The sequence below is a fragment of the Kitasatospora sp. NPDC015120 genome, assembly GCF_043080305.1.
Classification (GTDB): Bacteria; Actinomycetota; Actinomycetes; order Streptomycetales; family Streptomycetaceae; genus Kitasatospora.
Window position 1 is genome coordinate 96,723 of sequence record NZ_JBIBVJ010000007.1, and the last position, 13,730, is coordinate 110,452.

13 protein-coding genes are annotated in these 13,730 nt (G+C 73.5%); 2 read left to right on the forward strand and 11 right to left on the reverse strand.

The annotated features are described in order from the left end of the window. Nucleotides 1-37: 37 nt before the first annotated feature. Genes ACF1AK_RS18625 through ACF1AK_RS18635 form a run of 3 tightly spaced genes read right to left on the reverse strand, consistent with a single transcriptional unit; the run spans nt 38 to nt 4,447 of the window. Complete coding sequence (locus ACF1AK_RS18625; protein ID WP_391499860.1) at nt 38-1,396, reverse strand: aldehyde dehydrogenase family protein; 1,359 nt, start codon at nt 1,394-1,396, stop codon at nt 38-40. Then, complete coding sequence (locus tag ACF1AK_RS18630; RefSeq protein WP_391499861.1) at nt 1,393-2,913, reverse strand: GMC family oxidoreductase; 1,521 nt, start codon at nt 2,911-2,913, stop codon at nt 1,393-1,395. Before ACF1AK_RS18630 ends, ACF1AK_RS18625 begins: the two co-directional genes overlap by 4 nt. Then, nucleotides 2,900-4,447, reverse strand: a complete 1,548-nt coding sequence (locus tag ACF1AK_RS18635; RefSeq protein WP_391499862.1) for an APC family permease — start codon at nt 4,445-4,447, stop codon at nt 2,900-2,902. Before ACF1AK_RS18635 ends, ACF1AK_RS18630 begins: the two co-directional genes overlap by 14 nt. Nucleotides 4,448-4,632: 185 nt before the next feature. Here ACF1AK_RS18635 and ACF1AK_RS18640 point away from each other — a divergent pair, with 185 nt between their 5' ends. Continuing rightward, the gene (locus ACF1AK_RS18640; protein WP_391499863.1) at nt 4,633-5,418 is read left to right on the forward strand and encodes an IclR family transcriptional regulator; all 786 of its coding nucleotides are present in this window, start codon (nt 4,633-4,635) and stop codon (nt 5,416-5,418) included. On the opposite strand, the gene ACF1AK_RS18645 is transcribed toward ACF1AK_RS18640, so the two are convergent. From ACF1AK_RS18645 to ACF1AK_RS18655, 3 genes are all read right to left on the reverse strand, one after another. Next, nucleotides 5,369-6,115 (reverse strand): IclR family transcriptional regulator, encoded by a 747-nt coding sequence (locus ACF1AK_RS18645; protein ID WP_391499864.1) that lies wholly within the window; start codon nt 6,113-6,115, stop codon nt 5,369-5,371. The genes ACF1AK_RS18640 and ACF1AK_RS18645 overlap by 50 nt on opposite strands. 428 nt (nt 6,116-6,543) lie before the next feature. Then, nucleotides 6,544-8,046, reverse strand: a complete 1,503-nt coding sequence (locus tag ACF1AK_RS18650) for a carboxylesterase/lipase family protein (protein WP_391500107.1) — start codon at nt 8,044-8,046, stop codon at nt 6,544-6,546. 139 nt (nt 8,047-8,185) lie between these two features. Further along, nucleotides 8,186-8,785 carry a hypothetical protein gene (locus tag ACF1AK_RS18655; RefSeq protein ID WP_391499865.1) on the reverse strand — a complete coding sequence of 200 codons (600 nt, stop codon included), beginning with the start codon at nt 8,783-8,785 and terminating at the stop codon, nt 8,186-8,188. A gap of 158 nt (nt 8,786-8,943) precedes the next feature. Between ACF1AK_RS18655 and ACF1AK_RS18660 the strand changes: the two genes are divergently transcribed. Then, nucleotides 8,944-9,843 (forward strand): LysR family transcriptional regulator, encoded by a 900-nt coding sequence (locus tag ACF1AK_RS18660; RefSeq protein ID WP_391499866.1) that lies wholly within the window; start codon nt 8,944-8,946, stop codon nt 9,841-9,843. Nucleotides 9,844-9,939: 96 nt separating this feature from the next. Here ACF1AK_RS18660 and paaE read toward each other — a convergent pair whose 3' ends face one another. The 5 genes from paaE to paaA are packed head-to-tail and all read right to left on the reverse strand — an operon-like array spanning nt 9,940 to nt 13,728. Then, entirely contained in the window at nt 9,940-11,037 is a 1,098-nt protein-coding gene (gene paaE / locus ACF1AK_RS18665) for a 1,2-phenylacetyl-CoA epoxidase subunit PaaE (RefSeq protein WP_391499867.1), read from the reverse strand. Next, nucleotides 11,037-11,570 carry a 1,2-phenylacetyl-CoA epoxidase subunit PaaD gene (gene paaD / locus ACF1AK_RS18670; RefSeq protein WP_391499868.1) on the reverse strand — a complete coding sequence of 178 codons (534 nt, stop codon included), beginning with the start codon at nt 11,568-11,570 and terminating at the stop codon, nt 11,037-11,039. The genes paaE and paaD overlap by 1 nt, the downstream gene beginning before the upstream one ends. Next, the gene (gene paaC, locus ACF1AK_RS18675) at nt 11,564-12,439 is read right to left on the reverse strand and encodes a 1,2-phenylacetyl-CoA epoxidase subunit PaaC (RefSeq protein WP_391499869.1); all 876 of its coding nucleotides are present in this window, start codon (nt 12,437-12,439) and stop codon (nt 11,564-11,566) included. Before paaC ends, paaD begins: the two co-directional genes overlap by 7 nt. A gap of 39 nt (nt 12,440-12,478) precedes the next feature. Beyond that, entirely contained in the window at nt 12,479-12,763 is a 285-nt protein-coding gene (paaB, locus tag ACF1AK_RS18680) for a 1,2-phenylacetyl-CoA epoxidase subunit PaaB (RefSeq protein WP_391499870.1), read from the reverse strand. Further along, nucleotides 12,760-13,728 (reverse strand): 1,2-phenylacetyl-CoA epoxidase subunit PaaA, encoded by a 969-nt coding sequence (gene paaA / locus ACF1AK_RS18685; protein WP_391499871.1) that lies wholly within the window; start codon nt 13,726-13,728, stop codon nt 12,760-12,762. Before paaA ends, paaB begins: the two co-directional genes overlap by 4 nt. Nucleotides 13,729-13,730: the final 2 nt, after the last annotated feature.

A 13,730-nucleotide genomic window follows, 5' to 3' on the forward strand; every position in this document is an offset into this window, starting at 1 on the left:
CCGAGCCGGACGGCGGGGCTTCAGGGACCTGGCGCGATCAGTCGACGGCGGCCATCACGTGCTTGACCCGGGTGTAGGCGTCGAGCGCGTAGGTCGACAGGTCCTTGCCGTAGCCGGACTGCTTGAAGCCGCCGTGCGGCATCTCGGTGGCGTACACACTGTGGCAGTTGAGCCAGACGGTGCCCGCGTCGATGCGGGCGGCGAGGCGGGCGCCGGCCGCTCCGTTGCGGGTCCACACCGAGGCCGCCAGGCCGTAGGGGACGTCGTTGGCGAGCGCGACGGCGTGGTCCTCGTCGGTGAAGGGCTGGACGGTGAGGACCGGGCCGAACACCTCCTCCTGCACGATCGCGTCGTCCTGCCGCACGCCGGCGACCACCGTGGGCTGGAAGAAGAAGCCCGGCCCCTTCGCCGGGCCGCCGCCCGCGACGACCGTGGCGTGCTCGGGCAGTCCGGTCAGGTAGGCGTTCACGCGGTCGAGGTGGGCGCGGCTGTTGAGCGGGGGCACCTCGGCCTTGGCCGCCCGGTCGGCGAGCAGCAGGACCATCCGGTCGTACGCCTCCTCGGCGACCAGCACCCGGCAGGCGGCGGTGCAGTCCTGGCCCGCGTTGTAGAACGCGGCCTCGGCGATCCCGTCGGCGGCCCGCACCAGGTCGGCGTCGGCGAGCACCACGGCGGGCGCGTCACCGCCGAGCTCAAGGTGGAGCCGCTTGACGCCGGCGGAGGCGGTGACCTCCTGGCCGGCCCTGGTGCTGCCGGTGAGCGAGACCAGGGCGGGGACGGGGTGGGTGACCAGGGCCCGGCCGGTGTCGCGGTCGCCGCAGACCACGGTGACCACGCCCGGCGGCAGGACGTCCGCGCAGATCTCGCCGAGGATCCGGGCCGTCATCGGGGTGGTCTCGGCCGGCTTGAGGACGACGGTGTTGCCCGTCGCCAGCGCCGGGGCCAGCTTGTCGACCGCCGAGCCGAGCGGGTGGTTCCACGGCGCGATCAGCACGCAGACGCCCACCGGCTCGCGGAGCAGCGACGAGGTGTGGCCCTCGACGTACTCTCCCGCCACGGGCCCGTGGGCTCCGCGCGCGGCGCCGGCCATGAACCGGAAGGTGTCGATCGCGGTCGAGATCTCGTCCTCGAACACCTCGGTGAAGTCCTTGCCGGTGTTGCGGCACTCGGCCTCGGCGAGGTCGGTCGCCCGGGCGCCGATGGCGTCGGCGAGGGCGAGGAGGGCGTCCTGACGGCGGGCCGGGGTGAGGCGGCGCCAGCCGTCGAAGGCCTCGGCGGCGGTGCGCACGGCGGCGTCGACCTCCTCGGGGGTGGCGACGGGGACGCGGTCGTAGACCTCGCCGGTGCGCGGGTCGGTGATGTCGGTGAAGGTCCGGGTGGTGGCGGTGGGGGTCACAGCGTCTCCTGGAGGAAGGCGGCGATCCGCTCGCCGACGACGGTGGTGGGGAAGGCGGGGGTGGCGCGGGGGACGTCGGGGAAGATCGAGGCGTCCGCGAGGTACAGGCCGTCCAGGCCGTGCACCTTTCCGGTGTGGTCGACGACCGCGCCCGGGTCGCCGGCCGGGCCCATCCGGCAGCTGCCGGCGGGGTGCCAGTAGTGCTGGTGGTGGGACTTGATCCAGGCGGGCAGGTCGGCGTCGGCGTCGGGGGTGAGCAGCGGGGTGCCCAGGTAGTCGGAGAGGTCCAGCCGCTGGACCCACCGCACGCCGTGGGCGAGCGCCGCGACGTCGTCCGGGTGGCTCAGGTAGGCGTGGTCGACGGCGGCCAGCGCGTCCGGGTCGGCCGAACGCAGCCGCACGGTGCCCCGGGAGCGGGGGTTCAGCAGGCCCACCGGCAGGAAGACGCGCCAGCCGGTGGGCAGCGTGGCGTCGCGCTCCACCCACGGGTAGACGTGCAGGTCGTACGGGGCGTCGGCGCCGGCGTACGGCGAGCGGAGCTTGGCGATGGCCTGCTCGTCCGGCAGCATCCTGGTGCTGGCGAACTCGGTCAGGTCGGCGGTGAGCCGCTCGGAGGCGGCGAACTCCAGGTGGACGGACGGGTGGTCGTGCAGGTTCTCGCCGACCCCGGGCAGGTGGTGCTGGAGGGGCACGCCGGTCTCGGCGAGGTGCCCGGCGGGGCCGATCCCGGAGCGCAGCAGCACCTCGGGGCTGCCGTAGGCGCCGGCGCTCAGTACCACCAGACCGGCGCTGATCCGGTGCCGTGCGCCGTCCTCGGTGCGGACCTCCACGCCGACGGCCCGCCCGCCGTCGAGGATGACGCGGTCGGCCTTGACGCCGCCGACGACGGTCAGGTTGCCGTTGTCGCGGACCGGGTCCAGGTAGCCGAAGGCGGTGTTGAAGCGGACGCCGCCGGGGGTGATGTTCACCGGCGCGCAGCCGATGCCGATCCCCCCGTCGAGCCGGTCGAAGTCGTGGCGCACGGGGATGCCGAGGGCGGCGCCCGCGGTGATGAACGCGCGCTGGAAGGGCTGGATCTCGTCGTCGCGGTAGGTCCGGAAGCGCAGCGTCTTGGCCGCCCGGTCGAACAGCGGGGCGAGCGAGACGGAGTCCCACCCGGTCAGGCCGGCGGCCGCCCAGGCGTCGTAGTCACCCTCCCAACCAGCGCTCTGGGTGCAGCCGTTGTGGGTGGAGCAGCCGCCGATCACCCGGCAGCGGTCGAAGGTGAGGCCGGCGCCCCGGTAGCCCCAGTCGTGGGAGGTGGGAAGGGTGCTGGCGTCCAGCAGGTCGGCGGGCCAGCCGCCGAAGTCGGCACCGTAGTCGGGGCCCGCTTCCAGGACCAGGACCCGGTGGCGCTCGGCGAGGCGTCCGGCGACGACGCAGCCGGCCGTACCGCCGCCCAGGACGACGATCTCGGCGTGGTCCGGGAGCGCGGCGGGGCGGGCGGCCGTGGTCCGGGCGGGTTCAGGACGGGACATCTGCGGTGACTCCTCGGTCGGAGGGGGCGGGCACGGTGAGGGTGGGGGCCGGTAGTTCGCGGCGCCGGCGGGTGCCGAGCGCGTAGAAGGCGCAGCCGAGCAGGAGGATCAGGGCGACCGGGACGAGTTGGCTGGCCGTGTACGCGGCGCGGCGCCCCTCGAAGCCGGAGGGGAGGTAGTCGGCCGGGTCGCCCGCGGTCCCGAACCAGCCGACGCCCAGGCCCGGCCAGATCAGGGCGAGCACGGTGAAGGCCATGGTGCCGACGGTCAGCACGGTCGCCGTCCATGCGCCGAGGGCGCCGAACGGCACCCGGTAGGGCCGCTCGACGTGCGGGTACCGGCGGCGCAGGGCGATGAAGGAGGAGAAGGTGAGCAGGTAGGAGATGGCGGTGGCGGAGATCGCCAGACTGATCCCGGCGGTGAAGTACGCCTGGACGTCACCGGAGCTGAGGCTGAGCGCGAGGACCATCACCAGGGCGGCGACCAGGGTGGAGACCAGGTTGATCCGGGTCGGGGTGCCGTGCCGGTCGGTCACGCCCAGCCAGCGCGGTCCGGCGCCGTCGGCGCAGGCCACCGCCTGGGCCCGGCTGAGTCCCATCGCCCAAGCCGTCCCGCTGGTGAGCAGTCCGACGATCAGACCGGCCGCCGCGAGCTTGGCGAACAGCGCACCGGCTCCGGTCAGCACGACCGTGCCGTCCTCGGCGACGTGTCCGCCGTAGACGGTGAAGACGGCGCGGCAGGCGTCGATGAACCCGGTCAGCGAGCCGAGTTGGTCGCGCGGCAGGACCAGCAGGGTTCCGAGGATCGGGACGCCGTAGAGCACGGCGGAACCCACGCCCCCGCGCAGGAGCGCGGCGGGCACGTCCCGCTTGGGGTCGGCCATCCCGCCCGCGGCCGCGCTCGGGATCTCGAAGCCCATGTAGTTGAAGACGATGACCGGGGTGAGGGCGACGAGTCCGAGGTAGGTGGGGGCGTAGTCGCCGGCCGAGAGCGGCTGCAGGCCGTTGCGCACGGCGTAGACGACGAGGGAGACGACGAAGAGGCCGAGCAGGGCCACCCGGGCGAGGGCGCCGGCGATCGGGACCCAGCGGCCGACCGCCACCGGGGAGTGGACGGCGAGTCCGGCCGCTCCGATGAAGACGGCGCCGGCGAGGTACTTCCAGGCACCGGGCAGGGGGTGGAAGAAGGTCTCGAACGTCGTGATCGCCACGACGCACAGCGAACCGCCGAGCCAGATCGGGTTGTTGATCCAGTAGAAGACCTGGTTGATGCCGGCGGCGAAGCGGCCGAAGGCCAGTTTGGTCCAGACGTAGGGGCCGCCCTCGGCGGGGAAGGCGGAGCCGAGTTCGGCGATCATCAGGCCGTACGGCACGAAGAAGAGCAGGCCGAGCACGGCCATCCAGGTCAGGCCCTCGGGGCCGTTGGCGGCGACCGAGCCGAGCGTGTCGAGGCCCACGATCGCGCACAGCAGCATGGCCAGCACATCGAGGCGCCGCAACCCGCGAGGGGGCGCGGTGGAGTCGACCGATGTCATATCGGTTCCTTGAGGGTGGGGGTACCGGCGGGGGCGGGGCGCCGGCCGTGGCGGGGGAGCCCGGAGGGGCGTGGGACCGGCGGGGCCAGGACGGCGCCCGGAGCCGGTGTGCTCGCCATCATGGGCAGTGACGTTCATAATCGTCAATAGTTGATGAACACTTTGATCGCGCTAAGCTGTGCGCCATGACCTCGACCTTCGACCGCGGCCTGGATCTCCTCGACGCGGTGCTGGCCGCCGAGGTGGGCGCGACCGGCTACCCCGGCAATGCCCAGCTCGCCGAACGGCTCGGCCTCGACCAGGCGCAGATCTCCCGCATGCTCAAGGACCTGGCCGCGCTCGGCCTGGTCGAGCGGGAGGGGCAGGGGCGCGGCTGGCGCGTCGGCCCGGGCTACTTCGCGCTCGCCGCGTCCGCGGGCGACGCCGGACTCCTGGGGGCGGCACGCCCGCTGCTGCGCGCGCTGGTGTCCCGCTGGCACGAGCCGGCCTGGCTCTCGGTGCGTTCGGGCGCGGTGGCGCTCACCGTGGAGGCACAGCCCAGCCACTGGTCCTCCTCGGTGGCCGCGACGCCCGGCGCGGTGACCCCGGTCTGGTGCACCGGACCCGGGCGGGCGCTGCTGATCGACCACACCGAGCAGGAGCTCACCGCGTTGCTCGGCGCGATGGAGTTCGTCGGCGGCGGCCCGCTGGCCGTCCGCGACGTGCCGGCGCTCGCGGCCCGCAACGCGGCCGACCGGACCGCCGGAATCGTCGTCGCCGACCGGGAGTTCGAGCACGACGTGGTCGACTTCTCGGCCCCCGTCCGGGACGGCTCGGGCGCCGTCGTCGCGGCGCTCAGCATCGCCGTGCCCCGGTTCCGGCTGGCCGGGCGCTCGACGGAGATCGCGGAGTCGGTCCTGGGCGCCGCGCACGCCCTGGAGGTCAGGGCCTCCAGCCGAGCAGGGCGGACAGCCGCTCGGCCGACCCCCTGATGATCTCGCCGTGTGACGCGGCCAGCGGCGCGAGGCGTTCGGACGGGCCCTGGGTGTGCAGGGCGCAGACGATCTGACCGGAGAAGTCCTTCACCGGGGCGGCCACCGCGAACACCCCCGGCTGCGACTCGCCGTCCACGACCGCGTAGCCGCGCAGCCGGGCCGCGAGCAGCCGCGCCTCGAACTCGGCCACCCCGTCGGGGGTCTGCGGGCCGTGGGCGATGAACTCGGTGCCCGCGAACACCGTCTCCAGCTCCTCGCGGGTGCAGTCCCAGAGCAGCGCCTGGCCCGCGTCGTCGCAGTACAGCGGATACGAACGCCCCACCCAGGACAGCCCCGACGGGACGTCCTCCAGGATCGCCACCGCGCCGTCCCCGCGCACCTCGGCGAGGAAGGCGCTGACACCCGTCGCCTCCACCACCTCGCGCAGGATCCGCGGCCCCTCCACCATCAGCCGCGCCCGCGCCGCGAGCACCGCCCGGGTACGCAGCCGCCAGCCGAGCCCGTAGGCGCGGGTCCGGGCGTCGCGGTCGAGCAGGCCGGCCGCCTCCAGGCTGTGCAGGCTCCGGGCCACCTGCACCCGGTTGCGTCCGAGCCGCTCGGCCACCTCCGTCGAGGTCGCCCCCTGTTCCAGGGCGGCGACCTCCAGCAGCACGTCGAGCCCTCGGCTCAGGCTCTTCACGGTTCCAGCGCTCACCCCGCGAGCATAGTGGCCGCGGCGAGCGGGCCGGCCTGGCGGCGATGCCGCTGACCGCGAGTCCGGAGAGACGATGTCCCAGGTCCGGAAGCGGGCGGGGCGGCATCCGCCCTGGGGTCCTACCGCCATCCGATGCGGAGCGGTCGGGCGCAGTCGATCGCGGTGGCCGGTTGCACGGTGACGTGGCGACCCGGAGGTCGTGGAGGATGCAGCCGCCATGCCGTGGGACACGTTGGCCCGCGATGTTCCGGAGCTGGTCGCCGCCTACCCCGGCCGATGCACGGCGGAGAGCAGGCGGCGCGCGAAGCGTGAGGCAGCCGTTCAGCGCGTCGATGGCGGTCGTGCCGGGGGAGCGACACCGTTGTCGCGTTTCGGAGCGCGGGTTCGATCCGCCGGGACGCCGGAGACCGCCCCGGCGCGGTGAACCTTCAGCGGACGCCGTGCCAGAGCTTCCGCTCCGGCCCGTCCGCCGCCGTCGTGGTGCTCCACTCGGTGCCGATCCGCTGCACCACGGGTGCCTCGGGCGTGTAGCGCGGCCAGCCGGGGTCGCCGTCCCGGGCGAAGGCGACCCAGCTCGCGTGCATCCGCCCGGCGAGCTCGCGCACCGACTCGTCCTGCGAAGGGACTTCCAGTGCCCCGTAGTCCACGCGGTCGACGGTGTCGAACACGAAGGGGATTTCCAGGCCGTGGCAGGCGCCGAGCGTGCTGTCGTACGCGGGCGAGGACCAGGTGAACTCGTAGCGCCAGGTGCCGCCGGGGTGCGGGGCGTGGGCGTCGGCGAGGCGCACGGTGGGCACCGCGAACAGGTAGTCCGTGCCGATGGCGCTGAGGAGTTCGAGCGGGGTGCTGCCCCGGCCGGCGGCGCGGTAGGCGTCGATCAGGGCGGCCGGGTCGGGGTGCAGCGTGCCGGCCACGGCGTGCACCAGCGGTTCGGTCGGCTCCGGGGCCGGGAAGGCGATGAGCGGGAGGTTCATCTCGTCGCGGTTCGACCCGGCGAGCACGTCGACGCCGGCGGCGGCGCCGGCCCGGACCGCGTCGACGGGCTGTCCGGTGAGCAGGTCACCGTCGATCACCGGGCCCAGCCGGCTGATTCCCATCAGGGGGTCGCGCACGCCGTCCACGGTGAGGTCGATCGGGGGTGCGACGAACCCGCCCGCCACCTCGATGAGGGTCTCGTCGGGGATCGCACTGAAGGCCTCGACCGTCGCGGGCACCCCGAGCTTCTCGGCGAACACCGCGGTCACCCGCTCGGCCTGCGCGGGGGTCAGCGCGTGCGAGGCGCCGCCGCTCTGGCTGATGGCGCGGCGGAACAGGCCCGCCGGGGCGGCGGCGAGCAGCGCGCCCACGCTGAGCGCGCCGGCGGACTCCCCGAAGAGCGTGAGGTTGTCCGGGTCGCCGCCGAAGGCCGCGATGTGCTCGCGCACCCACTGGAGCGCGGCGATCTGGTCGAGCAGCCCGCGGTTGTCCGGAGCGCCCGGCAGCCGCAGGAAGCCGGGTATGCCGAGGCGGTAGTTGACCGTCACCAGCACCACGCCGTCCTGGGCGAAGCGGGTACCGCCGTAGCTGGCCTGCCGGCCGGAGCCGCCGACGAAGGCGCCGCCGTGGACGAACACCATCACCGGCAGGCCGCCGCCCGTGGCGTTCCCGGGGGTCCAGATGTTGAGGTTGAGGTAGTCCTCGCCGCGGTCCCAGCCGGAGCCGAGCAGCCCGCTCAGCTCGGGCATCCCGGGGATGTCGGCCGGGTTCAGCTGCGGCGCGGTCGGCCCGAAGGCGCGCGCGTCGAACTCGCCCTCCCAGTCCGCGGGCCGCGGCGCCGCGAAGCGGTCCGCGCCCTTGGGCGTCGCCGCGTACGGGATGCCCCGGAAGATCCGGACCCCTTCCGCCGCAGTACCCCTGACCGACCTCTGTCCGATGTGGACGACCGGTTCCATCGTCACGTCCCTTCCGGCTGATGCGCCGTTGCCTTGCCCGGATTGAGGATCCGCCGGGGACCCTGGGTGTCCTTGACCGCCCGGTCGAGGGCGGGCGTGGCGGGGCCGGCCCTGGTGGGGAAGCCGGCCCCGCCCACGGCTACGGCAGGACCTTGTCGATCTCCGGAGCGAGCAGCTGCGCGGCGCGTTCGGCGGTGATGATGTCGGCCGGGTCGGGCTGGGTGATGACGCGGGAGGCGGCGTCCTCGTAGACGTGCTCCCCGATCAGGCGGCCCCGCTCGTCGTAGGGCCAGACGAAGGCGAGGGTGCGGCGCAGCAGGTAGATCTCGCCGGGGTCCTCGCCGGCCCGCACGTTGCCGAAGGCGCTCTCGCCGAGCATGGGCGCCGGGACGAACGCGTTGAACACGACCTCGCCGGAGAAGCCGCGGTCGTTGACCGCGATGTCCTGGTCGGCCACCCACATGACCAGCGCGTTGGCCGCGACCAGCGACTCGTAGAACGCGGTCACCTCGGGCATCCCGTCGAGGACGATCGACTGACCGCCCTCGTGCAGGCGGTACTGGGGGTGCTCGACGGTCATGTCCGGCGCCAGCAGCTCCTGGTAGCGCCCGGACACCTCCAGCAGGCCGTGCAGGCGGTAGTTCTTCAGGATCGCGCGGTGACGCGGGTTCTCGATGCCTTCGAGCTGCTTCTCCAGCCCGGCGAACATCGTCACGAACTCCTGCTCATAGCGGCTCACCGTGGGCTCCTCTCATCGGTCCGTTCCGTGGTGTGGCCACTCTCACGCCTCCCGCCCGTGTGGTCCATGACACATTTCTCCAGGTGCGTTAGACAATTGGTTAACGCGCTTGTGGGTGGATCCCCGGGCGGGTTTCGAGGACGCTGGAGGACAGCGACATGGAATTCAGCCTGCATTTGGCGCGTCTGCTGGTCACGGTCGTCGACGAGGGACACTTCGGCCGGGCCGCGCAGCGCCTCTTCATCAGCACGCCGGCGCTCAGCCAGCAGATCCGCAAGCTCGAACGCGGGCTCGGGGTGGACCTGGTCGACCGCTCGGCGCATCCGGTGCGCGCGACGGCGGCCGGGGAGCGCTTCCTCGTCCACGCGCGGGCCTCGATCGCCGCCGCGGATCGGGCGATGTCCGCCGTGGAGGCCTACCGTCGCGAGTGCGCGGGCACCTTGCGGATCGGCTTCATCTCCGCCGCCACCGGCCCGCACTTCCGCCCGCTGCTTGACCGGCTGCGCCGGGGCGGCCCGGCGTCCTCGGTCCAGCTGGTCGAGCTCGCCTGGGCCGAGCAGGCCTCGGCGGTCCGCGACGGAAGGGTGGATGCCTCGTTCATGCGCCCGCCGGTCGCGGACGCCACCGGTCTGCGGTTCGACGTGCTGTTCCACGAGCCGCGCGTCGTCGCGCTGCCGGCGACGCACCGGTTGGCCGGCCGGGAGTCGGTCTCGCTCGGCGACCTGGACGACGAACCGCACGTCACCGACGACGAGGCCGATCCCGAGTGGGTGCGCTGGTGGGCCTGCGATCCGCGCCCCAGCGGGAGGCCGGTGTCCTACGGGCCCTCCGTGCGGACGATCACCGAGCTCCTGGAAGTGGTCGCCTCCGGGGAGGCCGTGGCGATCACGGGCGCTCTCGTGGCGGAGGTCCACCGCCGACCCGACGTGGTGTTCGTCCCCGTGGCCGACATCGAGCCGACCCCGCTCTCGCTGTGCACCAGGAGCGACGACCTGTCGTCCGCGGTGGCGGAGGTCCGGCGGGTCGCGCGGGAGTACGCGCGCGGGGTGGAACCGTGAGGCCGGCTGCCCGGGCCGCCCCACGAGGGCATGCCGACGGGGCGGGTGGTGCCGTGGACCGGCGCCGCCCGCCCCGCTCGCGGCTTGGTGGGGTGGTCAGGAGTCGAAGTCGATGACCACCTTGTCGGTCACCGGGACGCTCTGGCAGGTGAGGACGTAGCCGGCGTCCACCTCGGTGCGTTCGAGGGCGAAGTTGCGGCGCATCTCGACCTCGCCGTCCACGACGAGGGCGCGGCAGGTGCCGCAGACCCCGCCCTTGCAGGCGAACGGCAGGTCGGGGCGGACCTTCTGGGCGCCGTCCAGGACGGTGCGGCCGCGCGGCAGGTCGGCCTCCGTCTCCCGCCCGTCGAGGACCAGGGTGACCCGGCTGGTGGGGCCGTCCGGCACCTGGTCCTCGTGCCGCACGGGCGCGGGGGCGACGTCGTCGGCGTAGAACAGTTCCTGGTGGACCCGGTCCTCGCTGACGCCGAGCGAGGCCAGCAGCTCCCGCGCGTCCTCGACCATCCGGTGCGGCCCGCACAGCCACCAGTGGTCGGCGTCCTCGACGTCCACCAGCGCGTCGATCAGCGCCCGCAGCCGCTCGCCGTCCAGCCGCCCGGACAGCAGGGCGGCCTCGCGCGGTTCGCGCGACAGGACGTGCGCGAGCTGGAAGCGGTCGGGGTACTGGTCCTTGAGATCGGCGAGCTCGTCGCTGAACATCACCGTGTCGGTGCGGCGGTTGCCGTAGAACAGGGTGACCGTGGCGTCCGGGTCGGCCAGTACGGAGGCGGCGATCGACACCATGGGCGTGATGCCCGAGCCGGCCGCGACGAGGACGTGGTGGGCGGGCCGTGACAGGTCCGGGGTGAACGAGCCGGTGGGCACCATCACCTGCACCACGTCGCCGGGGCGGACCTCGTGCACCAGCCAGGAGGAGAACAGGCCGCCGGGGACCACCCGTACCCCGATCCTCGGGGCATCGCCGACCGGGGCGCAGATCGAGTAGGAGCGGCGTTCGTCGCGGCCCTCCACCTCCCGGCGCAGGGTCAGCGACTGCCCGGGGGCGAAGGCGAACTGCTCGGCCAGCTCCGGCGGCACCTCGAAGGTGACGGCCGCGGCGTCGTCGCACAGCGCCTCGACGCCGGCGACGCGCAGCGGGTGGAAGGCGGGCCTGGTGCGGCCCCGCCGGGGCGTCGCGATGTCGGCGATGGCCATCAGATCTCCTTCAGGTGCTCGAACGGTTCGAGGCAGCTACGGCAGCGCCGCAGGGCCTTGCACGAGGTGGCGGCGAAGCGGGCGGTCTCCTCGGTGTCCGGCGAGCCGCAGCGCGGGCACCGCACGGTGCTCCTGGTGGGGGACAGCTCAAGCAGCACGGGCCCGCCCGTGTGACGCGGCGCCGGCCCGGGCGGGGCGATGCCGTGCTCGGCGAGCTTGCGCCGGCCCTCGGCGGTGATCCAGTCGGTCGTCCACGGCGGGTCCAGCACGGTGCGGACCTCGACGTCAGGGAAGCCGGCCGCTCGCAGGCGCGCGGCCACGCCGGCCCGCATCTCCGCCATGGCCGGGCAGCCGGAGTAGGTCGGAGTGAGGCTCGCGATCACCGTGCCGTCCGCCCCGATCTCGACGTCGCGCAGGACGCCGAGATCGGCGAGGGTCAGCATCGGCAGCTCGGGATCGGGCACGTCCTCGGCGGCCTGCCTCGCGCGGGTGCGAGCCCGGGCGGGCTCCAGGTCGTACGGTGCGCTCACCACGACGCCCCCGGGTGGGCGCGGGCCACGCTCTGCAGCTCGTCCAGCAGCACTCCGAGCGCCTCGGTGTGACCGCCGTCCCGGCCCAGGGCCTCGGCCTCGCCGATCGGGGGCACCGTCAGACCGGCTGCGTCGACGACCTCGCGCAGCGTCGCCTCCACCTCCCGGCGCAGCTCCCCGGGGTCGACCCCGAAGCCGCCGGCCACCGCGCGGCGCTCCGTGGGGTGGGAGGCGAACAGCTCCCCGAGGTGGGGCCACACCTCGTCCAGGGCACGCTGCATCTTCTCCCGGGAGACGTCGGTGCCGTCGCCGAGGCGGACGACCCACCGCGCGGCGTACTGGCGGTGGTACGCCAGCTCCTTGACGCCCTTGGCCGCGACCGCCGCCAGCAGCGGGTCCACCGCACCGGTGAGCCTCTCGAACAGTGCGAGGCGCCAGGTGGCGAACGCCGTCAGCCGAGCCATCGAGAAAGCGAAGTCGCCGCCGGGCAGCTCTGCCAGCTGCACGCAGGAGAACTCGTGCGCCTCGCGCCAGTAGGCGAAGTCGTCCTCCGTCCGGCCCGTCCCGTCGGCCTGGCCCGCCCGGGTGTACAGCAGCCGGGCCTGGCCGAGCAGGTCCAGGCCGATGTTGGCCAGGGCCAGTTCTTCCTCCAGTTCCGGGGCCAGGGTGCACCACTGGGCCAGGCGCTGGGCGAGGACGAGCGCGTCGTCGCCCAGCGCCAGGCAGTACGCGGCGAGTTCGGCGCCGTCGACACCGGCCGGCAGCGTGGTGTCCACACCGTGCAGGGGATCCTCGAAGCCGGTGCCGAAGGCCCACTGCGCGTCGGAGGAGGACCCGTCGTCGAGGGTCGGGTACACGTGGTCGTCACTCATGAGGGTTCCTGTTCGGTGCGGTGCCTACGGGTGTCGCGGCTAGATGTGGGGGACGTCGTCCGGGATCTCGTAGAAGGTCGGGTGCCGGTAGACCTTGTCGCCGCTCGGGGCGAAGAACGGGTCCTTCTCACCGGGCGTGGACGCCTTGATCCCGTCGCTGCGCATCACCCAGATGCTCACGCCCTCGTTGCGCCGGGTGTAGAGGTCCCGAGCGTTGGTGAGGGCCATGTCCTCGTCGGCGGCGTGCAGCGAACCCACGTGCACGTGGTTCAGCCCGCGCTTGGCGCGCACGAACACCTCGAACAGGGGCCACGTGCTGCTCATGCCGCCCGTCCTTCCCCGGCCCGGCGGGCCTGCTTGGCGGCGTGCGCGACGGCCGCGTCGCGCACCCACGCACCGTTCTCGTGCGCCGTGCGGCGCCGGGCGACGCGCTCCGTGTTGCACGGTCCGTCGCCGCTGATCACCCGCTGGAGCTCGGCCCAGTCGGGCCGGCCGAAGTCGTGGTGGCCGCGCTCCTCGTTCCACCGCAGCTCGGGGTCGGGCAGGACGACACCGAGGTGCTCGGCCTGCGGGACCGTCATGTCGACGAAGCGCTGGCGCAGCTCGTCGTTGGAGTGCCGCTTGATCCGCCAGGCCATCGACCGGGCGGAGTTGGGCGAGTTGTCGTCCGGCGGGCCGAACATCATCAGGGACGGCCACCACCAGCGGTCGACGGCGTCCTGCACCATCGCCCGCTGGGCTTCGGTGCCGCGCATCAGCGTCATCAGCAGCTCGTAGGCCTGCCGCTGGTGGAAGGACTCCTCCTTGCACACCCGGACCATCGCCCGGGCGTAGGGGCCGTAGGAGCTGCGGCACAGCGGCACCTGGTTGCAGATCGCGGCGCCGTCGACGAACCAGCCGATCACGCCGACGTCGGCGAAGCTCAGCGCCGGGTAGTTGAAGATCGAGGAGTACTTCTGCCGCCCGGAGATGAGCCGTTCGGTGAGGTCGGCGCGGTCGGCGCCCAGCGTCTCGGCCGCCGAGTACAGGTACAGGCCGTGGCCGGCCTCGTCCTGCACCTTGGCGAACAGGATGGCCTTGCGGCGCAGCGAGGGCGCCCGGGTGATCCACTCGCCCTCGGGCTGCATGCCGATGATCTCGGAGTGGGCGTGCTGGGCGATCTGCCGGATCAGGGTCTTGCGGTAGCCCTCGGGCATCCAGTCCCGGGGCTCGATCCGCTGGTCCCGGTCGATGGTGTCGTCGAAGTGTTCCTGGAGCTGCGCCTCTTGGGGCGCGGTGTGCGTCGTCATGT